We start from the raw sequence: 14,087 nt of genomic DNA on the forward strand, positions 1-14,087 counted from the left end.
AAAACTATGTTTCGATATTTACCAATTCGAAGCGTGACAGGAAGAGAAATTCTGGATTCGCGCGGAAATCCGACCGTAGAGGTGGAAGTGGCCGTCGGGGAGGGGATTCTCGGGCTGGAAGGCCATATGGGGCGTGCCCAGGTGCCGTCCGGGGCATCGACAGGAAAATTTGAGGCACTGGAAAAAAGAGATCAGGAAGTGCGCTATCTGGGGCAGGGCGTGAGAAAGGCTGTAGAAGCGGTCAATACCGTGCTGGCCGATGCCGTTGTCGGCGAGAATGCGCTCGAGCAGGAGCGGATTGACCATATCCTGTGCCAGGCAGACGGAACCGAAACGAAAGAAAACCTCGGGGCAAACGCCATTCTCGGTGTCTCACTTGCTGTGGCGCGCGCGGCGGCAAATGCGCTTCATCTGCCGCTGTACCAGTACCTGGGCGGCTGCCACACAAGCCGTATGCCCGTGCCGATGATGAATATTTTAAACGGCGGCCGTCATGCCGACAACACCGTCGATCTGCAGGAATTTATGATTATGCCGTGCGGCGCTCCCTCATTCCGGGAGGGTCTTTCCATGTGCGCGGAGATTTACCATACGCTGAAGCAGCTCCTGAAGGAGAAGGGATACTCGACTTCTGTCGGCGATGAGGGCGGCTTTGCGCCGGATTTAAAGGATTCCGATGAAGCACTGCAGCTCATTGTCAATGCGGTCCAGAAAGCCGGCTATGCGCCCGGAAACGACGTGATGATCGCGATCGATGTGGCGGCAAGCGAGCTCTACGAGGAGAGCAGGAACGTCTACTACTTTCCCGGGGAATCCCGTCAGTGCGGAAAGACAGTATTTCGGGATACCGCAGAAATGGTTGCCTACTATGAGGAACTGATCGAAAAATACCCGATCGTATCCATCGAAGACGGGCTGTGCGAGGACGATTTCGAAGGCTGGAAACAGATGACGGAAGCGCTCGGGAACAGAGTACAGCTGGTCGGGGATGATCTGTTTGTGACGAATGTAAGAAGGCTTTCCTGCGGCATTGCACTTGGCACGGCAAATGCGGTTCTGATCAAGGTAAACCAGATCGGAACGCTCTCTGAGGCGCTGGATGCGGTGGAGATGGCGCAGAGAGCAGGGTACCGCGCCGTCATTTCCCACCGGTCCGGAGAGACAGAGGATGATTTTCTGGCAGACCTTGCCGTCGCGACAGGCGCCGGCCAGATCAAAACCGGAGCACCGTGCCGGTCGGAGCGGAATGCGAAATACAATGAGCTTCTCCGCATCGAGGAACGCCTCGGTGAGGAAGCGAAATACCGGAATCCGTTCCCGCAAAAGGGAACCGGCGTAAGAGAATGGTGAAAAACGGCGTAAAATAGGCAAATAACAGTTGAAATCGTTCTTCCGCTATGGTAAAATAATATAAGTTGGCCGTAGGAGGTGTAATTGTGGAAATTTTAAGAACGATTTTGACAGTCATTTATGTCATTGATTGTATTGCTTTAACCGTTGTTGTATTGATGCAGGAAGGAAAACAGCAGGGTCTCGGTGCTATCGCAGGTATCTCAGACACTTACTGGGGAAGAAACAAAAGCCGTTCTGCAGAAGGAACTCTGATCCGTGCAACAAAAATCATGGCAGTTCTGTTTATTGTACTGTCGGTTGTATTAAACATGAATTTTTAGCAAAGTAAAGACATCCTTATTCCCACGAGAAGGCGTAAGGGTGTCTTTTTCTACAAAGAGGAGATAATAGATGAAAGATAATAAGAAGAAAAAAGATCGGAGGAAATATCCGCAGGGCAGTGCGGCGTCCCATGCAGGACAGAACAGCGGGAACCATGGCGGTCATGCGGGCCATCCGCGTTCCAGAAGTTCGAAACTGCTGAAAAACCGCAAGACGCTGCTCATGGATCTCGTAAGCTCGAAAAACTATGAGCCGATGCGTCTGAAAGACATTGCCATGCTGCTGCAGGTGCCGAAAGCAAAACGGTCGGAGCTTGCGGAGGTTATGGAAATCCTGGTAAAAGAAGGAAAAATCGATGTGATCTCCGACGGCCGTTACCAGAAGAGCCGCGGTGCATCCACAACGACGGAAAAACGGGAAAAAAGAGACCGCCGCGCCGGAGAGCAGGGCAGAAGAGGACGCGATGACCGATTCCGTAGAAAGAATGGAAAGGACGGCGACACAGAGAAGAAGCCGCGTATCCAGACTGTCGATATCCAGGCAGTCGTGGACGTTTACCAGATCCCGGAGGAGTTCCCGGCACGCGTGATCACACAGGCAGAAAAATGCCCGGAGGAAGTAATTCCAAACGATTACAATGGCCGCCTCGATCTGAAAAGCTGGCAGATGGTGACAATCGACGGCGAGGATGCCAAAGACCTCGATGACGCCGTATCCGTCACAAAAGCGGGCGATACGTGGACGCTTGGCGTTCATATCGCTGATGTCAGCAACTATGTGCAGGAAAATTCCGCCCTCGACCGTGAGGCGTTAAAGCGCGGCACCAGTGTCTATCTGCCGGACCGCGTCATTCCGATGCTGCCGAAGCGTCTGTCAAACGGCATCTGTTCCCTGAATGAAGGACAGGAGCGCCTGGCACTCTCCTGTATTATGACGATCAACGAGAAAGGCCGTGTGATCGGCCATCAGATCGCTGAGACGGTGATCCGCGTGGACCGCCGCATGACCTACACCGCCGTCAATGCAATCCTGACCGAGCCGGAAGCACATCCGGAGCTGCTGGAGGAATATCATGAGCTGGTTCCGATGTTCCGCCAGATGCAGGAACTGTCTGCACTGATCCGGAGCTGTCGGAAAGAACGCGGAGCAATTGATTTTGAATTCCCGGAGAGCAAAGTAATTCTTGATGCAGAAGGGACGCCGGTGGAGATCCGCCCGTATCCGTCGAACGTGGCAACACGGATGATCGAGGACTTCATGCTGATGGCGAACGAGACCGTGGCAGAGGAATACTGCACACGCGAAATCCCGTTCTTATACCGGACGCATGACAAGCCGGACGGAGACCGCATGGAGGCAACGCTGACGCTGATCCGTGAACAGGGCATCAAAGTCGAAAAGCGTTCCCATGAGATTACGCCGGGTGAGGTGCAGAAGATTCTCACCAGCATCGAGGGAACCCCGGAAGAGCCGCTGATCAGCCGCCTGCTGCTCCGGTCGATGGCAAGAGCCATTTATACCCCGGAATGCAGCGGCCACTTCGGACTGGCAGCGTCATATTACTGCCATTTTACCTCACCAATCCGCCGTTACCCGGATCTGCAGATCCACCGCATTATCAAGGATGATCTGCGGGGACGTCTCGACAAGGGCGGCAGAATCGGCAAATATTCGTCCATTTTGCAGCATGTGGCGGAGCAGTCGAGTGCGATGGAGCAGCGTGCTGCAGAGGCAGAAAGAGAGGCTGTGAAGCTGAAGAAAGCCGAATATATGCTGGAGCATGTCGGCGAAGAGTACGACGGCGTCATTTCCGGCGTGACCGGATGGGGCTTCTATGTGGAGCTGCCAAATACCGTTGAGGGACTCGTTCACATCATGACACTGAAAGACGATTATTATAATTTTGATGAAGAAAATTACCGTCTGGTCGGAGAGCAGCACGGAAGAGTATTCCGCCTTGGTGAGCCGGTGCGTGTCCGTGTACGAAACGCCGAGCCTGCCAACCGGACAATCGATTTTACGTATGTAGAAAAAGAAACCGAGACAGAATAAATCCCTGGAGGAAAAAGTTATGGCAAAACAAAAAGGAAATCGAATGATTGCCAACAATAAAAAGGCATATCATGACTATTTTATCGAGGATAAATACGAGGCCGGCATCTCCCTTGCCGGTACCGAGGTAAAATCCCTCCGCATGGGAAAATGCAGCATCAAGGAGTCCTTCATCCGCATTGAGCGTGATGAGGTATTCATCTACGGCATGCACATCAGTCCGTACGAGAAGGGCAACATATTCAATAAAGACCCGCTGCGCATCCGGAAACTGCTGCTGCACGACTATGAGATCCGCAAACTTGAGGCGCAGATCAAGGAAAAAGGCTACACGCTCGTTCCGCTGCAGGTGTATTTTAAAGGCAGCCTCGTAAAAGTCGAGATCGGTCTGGCACGCGGTAAAAAACTGTATGATAAACGGCAGGATATCGCAAAGAAGGATCAGAGACGTGAGGCGGAGAGAGATTTCAAAGTTAAAAATCTGTATTAAAAATCCTTGACAAAAAGTATGGGGAAAGACTATAATACAATATACGGCAGTTGAAAGAGAGTTTTCACTGCACCGGGACGATCTGTTTGCGTCCCCGTATCAAAGAAAAGCGTCTGTAGAGCCAGCACGGGCTTGTACTGGTTTCGACGGGGGTTTTGAAGTTTGGGAAGCCATTCGTGGACTCCGGGACCGCGTCATCAACCTGGAACCTAAATTTAAACGCAGACGATAATTACGTAGCGTACGCTGCCTAAGTGCGGCGTTGTCAGCTGAATAGTTTTCCGCGGCTATTCTCCTGGCATCAAACAGATGCGGAGCACTTCGTTTCCAAAGCTTTGCGGAGATGAAAGATTTTATGAAGCTACCGAAGCGGCAAGCCTGTCATCCGGCGTGCCGATGGGGGAACCTTTAATAGAATGACTGTAATGGGAGATGCCTGAATGAATAGGCTTTCGGACAGGGGTTCGATTCCCCTCAGGTCCATACCTGAAAAACCGCTAAAATCCAGTGTTTTAGCGGTTTTTTTGTACATTTTTGATGGAAAAAACAGGGCAAAAATGCCGCTTTAGACCGTTTCAGACCGTTTAAAACCGCATGAATTTTGGTCAAAAAAGAAAGGAAAAATTCGAAATTTTGTCAAACTTTATCTTTATTCGCACTGTTAAGAACGTAAAAGAGACCGTTTCAAAGTGCTGCAGGCACATGAAGTAGAGATACTTGATGTGCCTGCTTTTTTGTACAATAGGAAAGTTCGACTTCCGTCGAACTCTTGATAAAAAGAGCCCGCACAAAGGCGGGCATGGCAAACAGACGATAGATTAAAAGAAGTCAATGTAAAAGCCTTCTTCAAATTCATCCTCATCAAGATCGTCATCTTCGGTAAGAAAATAGTGCATATGCACTATTTAAAAACGGTGGCTCCTTATAACAAAGATTTCTGTTCACAATATAAAAAAATATCCAGCAGGTTAACTTTTGAAGCGGTAAAACAAATGCTTAAGGATGTTTTGAGTTGGTAAGGGACTAATAGATTCTGTACTTTTCGCCCTATGATTGAATCTGATCATGCGCGAGAAAAGGAAAATAATAGAATTGACAGACTTGAAAAAATGAATTACGATTTTTAAAAGTACTGCATTGCTTGAATGAGAATTATATGTTAAGGTAACAGATATAAAGAGAACTTTAAGCATTGATTTATTAAAATAAACACGGATAGCGAGGTGTATTTATGACCATAGAAGAAATTCTTGCAGGAGAATCCAAAAACGTAGAATTCAAAGAGAACCTGCCGGAAAAGAGCATCAAATATATGAAGTCTGTGGTTGCCTTTGCAAATGGAACCGGAGGAAAAATTATTTTTGGAATTGCGGATAAAACCCGAGAAGTGGTTGGCTTTGACAAGGAAGATGTATTCAAAAAGATGGATGCGATTGCCAATGCCGTCTCGGATAGCTGTGAACCGGCAATTATTCCAGATATTACGCTGCAGACAGTTGATGGCAAGACGGTTATTGTGGCAGAAATTTCTGAAGGCAGACAGCGGCCATATTACATTAAAGCGCTTGGACGAGAGAGAGGCGTATATGTCCGTGTTGCTGGAACAACCCGGCTTGCTGACGAGTATATGATCAAAGAGCTGATGCTTGAGGGAAGCAATCGTTATTTTGATCAGGCGTTATGTACTGGACTGAGTGTTACAGAAGAAGAAATTGATACGCTTTGTAAAGCGATGAAGGAGCAGGCAGTCAAAAATGCCCATAATGAGGAGCAGAAAGCATCGGTAAAAGACGTTGGAAAGCAGCAGCTTCGGTCCTGGGGTATTTTGATTGAACGTGATGGAAAAGACTACCCTTCTAACGCTTATGCTATCTTAACGGGCTGTGGAGGGCTTCATGTTGCCATTCAGTGCGGTGTGTTTAAGGGAACAACGAAAGCGGTTTTTGTTGATCGAAGGGAATATACGGGTCCTTTGTGGGAACAAATAGAGGAAGCATTTCAGTTTGTTCTGCGAAATATTCATCTGGGAGCTACGCTTGTCGGCATTTACCGTCAGGATATTTATGAAATCCCGCCGGATGCAATTCGTGAGCTGATTATCAACGCGGTGGTGCATCGCAGCTATCTGGATCATGGTACAATACAGGTTGCGGTGTATGACAACCGACTGGAAATCACATCGCCGGGGAAATTGCCGATGGGACAAACGTTGGAGCGTATGAAAGAAGGCTATTCCAAAATCAGGAATGAAGCCCTTGCACATGCCTTTTCGTATATGAATCTGATTGAACATTGGGGAAGCGGGATTCCGAGAATTATAGACAAGGTAAAATCTGCTGGACTACAGGAACCGGAGTTTATTGGTGGAGAAGTTGACTTGCGTATCAATATCTATCGAGGACAAAACGATACAAATAACGCCAGAATCAACGCCAAGAAAACAAAAAATGGCGTTAATGATATAAAAAATGGCATTGATGGCGTTAAAATATCACGAACGAAGGAACAGGTTCAGATAGAAAAACTGTTACAGGCTATAGAAAAGAACCCATTTGCAACCCAGGCGTATTATGCGGAACAGATCGGTGTGTCCAAAAGAACTGTTTCACGAATATTTGTTTCTTTACAGCAAAATGGTGTGTTGGTACAAAATGGAACAAACAGAAAATCGAATTGGGTAATCATAAAGTAGGAGAAACAGAAGAATGCAAATATTGGTCGATGCAGATGCCTGTCCGGTAATTGAGACGGTTGAGAAAATTGCAAAAGAGCATTGTGTTCCGGTAACACTGTTGTGCGATACCAATCATGATTTGATATTTGATATCGGATTATAGCGAAATAGTCGTGGTTGGTGATGGAGCAGATGCTGTGGATTATGAACTGATCCGTGTCTGTCATAAAGGCGATATTGTCGTATCGCAGGATTATGGTGTGACGGCGATAGCGTTGGGAAGAGGTTCTTATGCGATTAATCATTCTCATGGAGCGTTATTTAAACAACGAAGTGAAAAAATACCCGCATCATCGTGTCAGAAGGACAAAGAAGCGAAAAAAAGGCGGATACTGAGGGATTTGAACAGTCTTTTGAAAAAAATGTTAGGGATGATACAGGAGAAAGAAGGAAAAGAGTTTAGAAGATAAAATTATCAGAGAGTGAAATAAAGTGATTTGATAATATTAGGAGATATGCCCGGATGCTATTTTTCAAAAAGGAAAAAGTGTCAGGGCATTTTTAGGTGCAAAACTAATAAAAATAATTCTGAAAATATAGTAAAAATAAGCATATTGTCAAATGAAACGGAGGGTATATAATAAAATATAGAAATATAAGCGGTGAGAAAAATTGAAAGGAAAAGTGCCTATGAAAAAACTCGGAAAATATGGTAAAAAGGTATCCTGCGTGGTAATTGGAATGCTATGTGCAGCAGCGATTGGCGCCTGTGGAAGCACACAAAGTGGGTCCCAAGATGAAAAAGATGTGAGAAATGATATTTCTGTCTATGAAGAGGGAGCTGATTTGGAAGGAACGCTTACATATGGAACCTTATTTATTGAGCCGCAGACCCAGCATATGATTGATTTATTTATGAAGGAGCATCCAGGCGTAAAAATTGAAACAAAGGTTGTTTTTGACAATGATGTTACGGATGAACAGTATAATGAAGGCTTAAATACCTTGCTTACAGAACTTGCATCGGATCAACGGGCGGATATTTATGATGCAACGTATTTACCATCGGAAATTAAGACGAAAGGCAGCGGCTATTTCGAGGACTTAAATCAGTATATTGATGCAGATCCTAATTTTAACAGAGATGATTATTACGATAATATCCTGCGAGCAGCAGAAGTCGATGGAAAACTGTATCAAATTCCGGAAGGTTTTTATTATGTTATGCTTCGGTTGAATAGAAACATAACGGATGAACTGAATTATGAAGTCCCGGACGAAATGGATATCAATGATTTATATGAGTTATATCAGCAGGCCAAGCCAATTGCAGATGATGATTTTACGATTGATGTACAAAACAATATTTACGTGTTTCTGCCGATGACAGAGGACAGAGCTTATTTGAAGAAGGAAGAAGTAAATTTTGATTCAGAAAATTATGTGGATTTTCTGAGAAAAATGCAGGAACTGTATCAATATCAACCATCCTATGCGACCCATGCATTCACGGATATTAAAAGCTTTTCCGGAAAGAGTGTCCTGCTGAATACATTTACAAATTTACTCGAAGGTTCTCCGAGCGGAATGTTTGAAGAAACCGATACGGCAACAAAACCGATCCTGTTGAAATCAACGGATGGAAAAATTCCTTTCTGGAGAAGTGGTGAGGACTTTTCCATGAGTTCAGGCTGCAAAGATAAAGCGCTTGCATGGGAATTTATCAAATTCTGCATTGGTCAGAAACAATTTGAGTTCGAAGATGCAAACAGTGATTCTTACTACAGAAATTTCTTTACCTATGGCAGTATGCTGAACAAAGAAAACACACGGCAGCTTGTTGCGTATCAATTGGAAAATGATGACGACACAGCAGAAAAATGGGAAGCATACAATGAAAAAGTTTCTGCAAAAGCTTTTCGGGATTTACAGTTAGACAGTATTTTGACTGAAATTCGAAACGAATGTATGGAGCAGAAAATCACCCCAGAGGAATGTGCGAAGCTTTTTCAGCAAAGAGCAGAGCTTTATGTTAATGAGTAGAAGCTGTCCTTAATCCATGGAATCAGGTATATGAAATGAAAAAACGAAATTTTATTTATATGTGTTTTATCCTTCCAAGTTTTATCGGGATCATGGCTTTTTACATCGTGCCGTTTCTTCTGTCTTTGTATTTTGCAGTGATTGACAACATGATGAACAAGGAATGGGTGGGTCTTAAAAACTTTAAACTGTTATTCGAAAATGAGTTATTCCTTTCAGCACTCCGTAATACCGGAATTTTTTGCGGGATTGCAATACCGCTGGGAATGGCGATTGCTTTGCTTCTGGTACTGGTTTTGAAAAAGCAGAGGAGAGGTCGAATTCTTCTTATCCTGCTCCTGATCCCATTAATCGTTCCATCTGGAACGGTGATTGCTTTCTGGAAATATTTGTTTGAGAGAAATGGTTTTCTGGATGGGTTTTTACAGCTTTTTGGAAAAAACATGTTCGATATTGAGAATTCCAGATGGGCCATTTTGATTATTATCCTGATGTATCTGTGGAAAAATATCAGTTTTTCGATTGTCCTTTTCTGGTCCGGGATAAACTGGATTCCGCAGATCTATCATGAGCAGTGCCAGCTGGATGGAGCTACAGGGCGGCAGGAATTCCAATATATTACATGGATCTTATTAAAACCAACGACGTTAGTTGTGCTGTTGATGTCGATCGTGAATTCTTTTAAGGTTTTTAAAGAGATCTATATGCTGTATGGGGCCTATCCATCACCGTATGTTTATATGCTGCAGCACTATATGAATAACCAGTTTTTGTCACTTAATATGCAGAAACTGTCTGCTGCAGCATGGTGTATGTTTCTCATACTGGGAATCTTTCTGGGCATCATTTATCGGGTCCAGAGGAAGAATCTGGATTATTTGTAAAGATCTTTTGTGGGTGATTTTATGAAAAAGAGATATTCGAATTTTTTCGAAAAGCTGATCTGCATGGGAGCTGTCATTTTGGCAGTCATTCCGTTGTTGTTTGTGGCTGGAAAGTCGGTACAAGTTCCAGAAGAGTATCTTATATTGCTCTTTAAGAGACCTTTGTATTTGCGGATGATGTGGAATTCCCTGATTATTACTATTCCGGTTTTGATTGGACAGCTTTTGCTTGCACCGCTTGCCGCATACGGCTTTTGGCAATGCAGGTGGAAATACAAGGAGATTTTGTTCTATCTTTACATGATTGTCATGCTTATGCCGCTGCAGCTGACTTTAGTGCCAAATTATTTAGTGGCGAATTGGCTGGGCATTCAAAATTCGTCCTTGGCAATTATTCTTCCGGCAATGTTTCAGCCATTGGGGGTATTTCTGATTCGTCAGCAGATACAGGATTTTCCGCAGGAAACGTTAGAAGCAGCCAGACTGGACGGAGCCAGCGAATACAGAATTTATCGTTCCATTGTAAAGCCTAATTTGAGTTCAGCCATTGCTGCTGCATTAATCCTGATTTTTATTGACAATTGGAATATTGTAGACCAGGCGGTCATTTTTTTGAGAGAGCCATATCAGCAGCCGTTATCCGTGTATCTTTGCCAGATTTTAGAGGAACAGCCGGATATCTTTTATGCAGCGTCCGTTTTTTACGCAGTACCAGTTTTATTGATATTCTTAATGGGACAGGACTATTTGATACAGGGAATCAGTATGTCCGGTGTGAAAGCGTAGAGGGGAAGAAAGTACGATGAAGTTCAAAAAAATAAGTATAGGGTTAATCGCTCTGTGGTTTCTGTTTTTAACTGCCGCAACGTTTTGGTCGGTCAAAGAAGAGAACAAAACGCTTCCTTCCGTCTGGACAGAGGAGGCACAGGAAGGCAGCATTGAGTATGAATTTCCAGTTGATTTGGAAGTAAGCGCAGCTGATCAGGCAATTGGCTATATCAGCGTGTATGATAACGTTCCGGAATCTTTGCTGCAGGAGGGCAGAGATCTTCTGGTTGGAAAAGTGTGTTCTGTCATTCGAAAGGATGATTTGTATGAGCTTACGGTAGATCTGTATGAAAAACATTCGATTAGTGAAAACGTTGAGGGAAAAATCGAAATCACTTCTGAAGATGTTTTTCCAAAAGTGATCACACGGCAGGCGATTCATGAAGGAGACTTTGGAAAAACGTGTGTCTATTATATTAAGCGTCAGAAGGGAGCCTGGGGGTATGAAAATATTCTGGAAGAAAAAGCTGTGACATGTTTTCCAAATAGAAATTCAGATTTCGTGGTACTTTTATCAGAAGTAGACGAACCGATGGTCGTAAGCACATCAGAACTGACAAATGGAGAACGGGTGAAATTAACAGAAAAAGATTAAGGAAAAGAATACAGCCTCACTACCGGGACTTTCAGGGGTGAGGCTGTTTCATTATGTTCTATGCATGTGTCGATTTATACAGGCTTTAAAACACATTGTCATCCGAATAATGCGTCATGATACCTTTCGCATTGTAGCCCAATATATTCCGTAACTTATCAATTGCATTTGCTTCTATATATTGATTATGCCATAACCGCTTCATAAGAACTACGGTCCTAATCGTAAGAACTGGAAACATTGTGAATGACAATGAAAAATGTACGACTATCACCAAAGCCGGAAGCCTAGAAACAGGAGATGCGACCTTGACCGGCATTTTAATGGCGCTGGTGGCAGGATTTTTCGGTGTGCTGGAAGAAACCGTCCGCAGAAAAAACGCCAGTAATGCGGTGGTAATTTAAAAAATATGGAAACAAGGAACGATATAGCTTAACGGCTATGCCGTTCTTTGTTTTTTACTTAAGTACATGTTAGAAATTCCCTGATATCTGACAATCACACATTATTTTTACGTAATTTAATGTGTGTTCGTCGCTTTACAGTTGACAATCACACATTATTTCAATATAATATAATGTGTGATTGTCAAAGAGGGGTGAGAAACATGAATGTTAAGGAGAAAATCGAAGAACTGCGAGAAGCGTCAGAGGACGGTACGATTACCGCAGCGCAAGTAACAGAAGCCGGACTGCACCGCAGCGTTTTACAGAAGTTTGTCAAGAGCGGCGAGATATACCGCTTCGGGCGTGGCCTGTATGTGTGGAGCGACGTATGGGAGGATGATTTCTACCTTTTACAGCGAAAGTATGGGCGCGGAATTTATTCGCACGATACTGCTTTGTATCTGCGGGGCTATTCGGATCGTACCCCGGCAAAATATACGATGACCTTTCCCAAAGGCTACAATGCTTCATCCTTGAAACGGGAAAATCTAATTGTCAAGCGCGTTGTGCCGGAGAACTATGAACTTGGCAGAATTGAAATGAAATCCCCATCCGGCAATCCAATTCGTGTTTACAATTTGGAACGGACGCTGTGTGACATCCTGCGCGGCAGCGGCAGTGATATACAGATTGTCGGAGAAGCTATGAAACGCTATGCAGCATCCAAGGATAAGAACATTCACAGACTGATGCAGTACGCAGATCAGCTTCGTGTGAAGCCAAAGGTGCTGCGATATATGGAGGTTTTGCTATAGACTGTTTCAGACCGAAAAAAATGGGGTCAAAATCGCGGTCGAAAATTAAGGGGAAAAGGAAAAATTTTCCATAAAAAAGTTGATTATCTGATAGAAAAATGAAAAGGGGAGCAGATATGCAGTTACTAATCAAACAACGTGTATTTTCCTGGTCAGACACGTATGATATCTATGACGAGCAGGGGAACCAAAAGTATTTTGTGAAAAATGAATTTATCTCGCTGGGACACCGTCTGCATGTGTACGATGCGGCGCATAATGAAATTGGGTTTATCAAACAGAAATTATTTTGCTTTCTTCCGACTTTCGAAATTGAATGGAACGGGCAGTTAATGGGACATATCGAAAAACGTTTTGCACTGTTCCGCCCCAAATACGATGTAGATTTCATGGGATGGCGTGCAGAAGGTGACTTCATGGGATGGGATTACGATGTATATGAAGCCTGCAGTGCAGTCGTCCACGTACATAAAAAACTTCTGAGCTGGGGTGACATGTATGTCATCGAATATGATAATCCGAGCAATGAAATTCCGGCATTATTACTGGTGCTGGCGATCGATGCGGCAAACTGTTCACAAAATAATGGATAGCTGGTGGTGTCTGGAATGGCGTCAGGGGAGATGCGGATATGAGAACTTTGGGAAATATTCTGTGGTTTATATTTGGAGGCATGTTCGGCGGACTTGCATGGATTTTTGCAGGATGCATCTGGTGTATTACGATTGTTGGAATTCCGTTTGGACGGCAGTTTTTCAAGATGGCAAGGCTTTCGTTTATGCCATTTGGCACGAGTGTAATTGGATAAAAGGTGTATGGAAAAAGATCGGGTTACCGGTCTTTTTCTATGCATATCATGAGGCGGCCATTCCTTTGATGCAAATAGAAACATGATAAAAGTATTGCGCAGCAGAATAAAGTATGATACCATAAATTTACAGAAAAAATAAAGAAACGATAGAATATTCAGTATTAATTAAAAAATCAGGAAACAGAAGGGGGGAAGTTTATGAAGATAAGACAGACAATCTTTTTATTACCTTTGTTTTTGCTGGCGGGCTGCGCATCTGCAGGAGGATCACAGAGCAGAGATCTGGATTTAAAGGAACTCTGTACAGAGGAGCAGGTTTTCCAGTATGCGGATTTTGAATGGGGAACGGATTCGGAACAGCTTTTCAAACAGAGCTTCCTGAAGTTTGATGAAAAAGATCTGGGACAGGGTGATGAGAGCAGCACAAAGACATACGAGAGCAAAGAAAAATTTTCCCTGGAAAATGCAGAATCTAACATGGATCTGGAATTTTCGGACGGTCAGCTGAGTCAGGTTTCCTTTACTTTTGACATCGAACAGGATGCCAATACATGGATTCAGAAAGAAGTAGACGAACTGAATTCTTTATACGGCGGAGGAATTGCAACTGGACTCGGAAATCAGATTTATCAGTGGCAGGGGGAGCAGGATACGGTTCTGCAGCTGACGGCTTTTACGGAAGGGGATGAAAGCGCAACCGTTATCTTAAGCGTGGCATCGATGGAATACTCGATTGGATCATAAAATTGACAGATACGAGCGCATCAGACGGCAATGTCTGGTGCGCCTGCTTTTTTGTGAAAAAACTTTCCAAAGCTTTTAAAAGCCAGAAAGA

General features: G+C 44.3%; 13 protein-coding genes, 1 other RNA gene and 1 pseudogene. All 15 read left to right on the forward strand.

Going from position 1 to position 14,087, the window contains the following annotated elements; genetic code table 11:
- The first annotated feature begins 6 nt into the window (after positions 1–6).
- On the forward strand, positions 7–1,350 hold the full coding sequence (eno, locus tag DXB83_RS01730; RefSeq protein ID WP_118697205.1) for a phosphopyruvate hydratase: 1,344 nt from the start codon (positions 7–9) through the stop codon (positions 1,348–1,350).
- An 86-nt stretch (positions 1,351–1,436) separates the two neighbouring features.
- Positions 1,437–1,673 carry a preprotein translocase subunit SecG gene (secG, locus tag DXB83_RS01735; RefSeq protein ID WP_055226503.1) on the forward strand — a complete coding sequence of 79 codons (237 nt, stop codon included), beginning with the start codon at positions 1,437–1,439 and terminating at the stop codon, positions 1,671–1,673.
- A 223-nt stretch (positions 1,674–1,896) separates the two neighbouring features.
- Positions 1,897–3,726, forward strand: coding sequence for a ribonuclease R (gene rnr / locus DXB83_RS01740; protein WP_243001829.1), 1,830 nt, complete (start codon positions 1,897–1,899; stop codon positions 3,724–3,726).
- Positions 3,727–3,745: 19 nt separating this feature from the next.
- Positions 3,746–4,216, forward strand: a complete 471-nt coding sequence (gene smpB, locus DXB83_RS01745) for an SsrA-binding protein SmpB (protein WP_022463315.1) — start codon at positions 3,746–3,748, stop codon at positions 4,214–4,216.
- Positions 4,217–4,344: 128 nt separating this feature from the next.
- Positions 4,345–4,702, forward strand: a transfer-messenger RNA (tmRNA) gene (gene ssrA, locus DXB83_RS01750).
- Positions 4,703–5,447: 745 nt separating this feature from the next.
- The gene (locus tag DXB83_RS01755; protein ID WP_117760391.1) at positions 5,448–6,908 is read left to right on the forward strand and encodes an RNA-binding domain-containing protein; all 1,461 of its coding nucleotides are present in this window, start codon (positions 5,448–5,450) and stop codon (positions 6,906–6,908) included.
- A 13-nt stretch (positions 6,909–6,921) separates the two neighbouring features.
- Positions 6,922–7,353, forward strand: a pseudogene (locus DXB83_RS17225) (DUF188 domain-containing protein).
- A gap of 227 nt (positions 7,354–7,580) precedes the next feature.
- The gene (locus DXB83_RS01765) at positions 7,581–8,933 is read left to right on the forward strand and encodes an ABC transporter substrate-binding protein (RefSeq protein ID WP_118697206.1); all 1,353 of its coding nucleotides are present in this window, start codon (positions 7,581–7,583) and stop codon (positions 8,931–8,933) included.
- Positions 8,934–8,968: 35 nt separating this feature from the next.
- Positions 8,969–9,817: a carbohydrate ABC transporter permease gene (locus DXB83_RS01770; RefSeq protein ID WP_055266562.1), complete on the forward strand. Its 849-nt coding sequence runs from the start codon at positions 8,969–8,971 to the stop codon at positions 9,815–9,817.
- A 21-nt stretch (positions 9,818–9,838) separates the two neighbouring features.
- On the forward strand, positions 9,839–10,603 hold the full coding sequence (locus tag DXB83_RS01775; protein ID WP_147326093.1) for a carbohydrate ABC transporter permease: 765 nt from the start codon (positions 9,839–9,841) through the stop codon (positions 10,601–10,603).
- Between the two features lie 16 nt (positions 10,604–10,619).
- Complete coding sequence (locus DXB83_RS01780) at positions 10,620–11,240, forward strand: hypothetical protein (protein ID WP_118697207.1); 621 nt, start codon at positions 10,620–10,622, stop codon at positions 11,238–11,240.
- 607 nt (positions 11,241–11,847) lie between these two features.
- The gene (locus DXB83_RS01785; RefSeq protein WP_022463308.1) at positions 11,848–12,441 is read left to right on the forward strand and encodes a type IV toxin-antitoxin system AbiEi family antitoxin domain-containing protein; all 594 of its coding nucleotides are present in this window, start codon (positions 11,848–11,850) and stop codon (positions 12,439–12,441) included.
- 116 nt (positions 12,442–12,557) lie between these two features.
- Positions 12,558–13,034, forward strand: a complete 477-nt coding sequence (locus DXB83_RS01790) for an LURP-one-related/scramblase family protein (RefSeq protein WP_117509084.1) — start codon at positions 12,558–12,560, stop codon at positions 13,032–13,034.
- 38 nt (positions 13,035–13,072) lie between these two features.
- Positions 13,073–13,249, forward strand: a complete 177-nt coding sequence (locus DXB83_RS01795; protein WP_082424435.1) for a YccF domain-containing protein — start codon at positions 13,073–13,075, stop codon at positions 13,247–13,249.
- A 201-nt stretch (positions 13,250–13,450) separates the two neighbouring features.
- The gene (locus DXB83_RS01800) at positions 13,451–13,996 is read left to right on the forward strand and encodes a hypothetical protein (protein ID WP_117509083.1); all 546 of its coding nucleotides are present in this window, start codon (positions 13,451–13,453) and stop codon (positions 13,994–13,996) included.
- The last annotated feature ends 91 nt before the right edge of the window (positions 13,997–14,087 follow it).

It is taken from the genome of Blautia sp. OM06-15AC, assembly GCF_003481425.1.
In the GTDB taxonomy this organism is placed as follows: domain Bacteria; phylum Bacillota; class Clostridia; order Lachnospirales; family Lachnospiraceae; genus Fusicatenibacter; species Fusicatenibacter saccharivorans.

Bases quoted from the DNA above. Each gene is read 5' to 3' on its own strand.
- eno (WP_118697205.1), top strand. From the start codon at position 7: ATGTTTCGATATTTACCAATTCGAAGCGTGACAGGAAGAGAAATTCTG.
- rnr (WP_243001829.1), top strand. From the start codon at position 1,897: ATGGATCTCGTAAGCTCGAAAAACTATGAGCCGATGCGTCTGAAAGAC.
- smpB (WP_022463315.1), top strand. From the start codon at position 3,746: ATGGCAAAACAAAAAGGAAATCGAATGATTGCCAACAATAAAAAGGCA.
- DXB83_RS01755 (WP_117760391.1), top strand. From the start codon at position 5,448: ATGACCATAGAAGAAATTCTTGCAGGAGAATCCAAAAACGTAGAATTC.
- DXB83_RS01765 (WP_118697206.1), top strand. From the start codon at position 7,581: ATGAAAAAACTCGGAAAATATGGTAAAAAGGTATCCTGCGTGGTAATT.
- DXB83_RS01770 (WP_055266562.1), top strand. From the start codon at position 8,969: ATGAAAAAACGAAATTTTATTTATATGTGTTTTATCCTTCCAAGTTTT.
- DXB83_RS01775 (WP_147326093.1), top strand. From the start codon at position 9,839: ATGAAAAAGAGATATTCGAATTTTTTCGAAAAGCTGATCTGCATGGGA.
- DXB83_RS01780 (WP_118697207.1), top strand. From the start codon at position 10,620: ATGAAGTTCAAAAAAATAAGTATAGGGTTAATCGCTCTGTGGTTTCTG.
- DXB83_RS01785 (WP_022463308.1), top strand. From the start codon at position 11,848: ATGAATGTTAAGGAGAAAATCGAAGAACTGCGAGAAGCGTCAGAGGAC.
- DXB83_RS01790 (WP_117509084.1), top strand. From the start codon at position 12,558: ATGCAGTTACTAATCAAACAACGTGTATTTTCCTGGTCAGACACGTAT.
- DXB83_RS01795 (WP_082424435.1), top strand. From the start codon at position 13,073: ATGAGAACTTTGGGAAATATTCTGTGGTTTATATTTGGAGGCATGTTC.
- DXB83_RS01800 (WP_117509083.1), top strand. From the start codon at position 13,451: ATGAAGATAAGACAGACAATCTTTTTATTACCTTTGTTTTTGCTGGCG.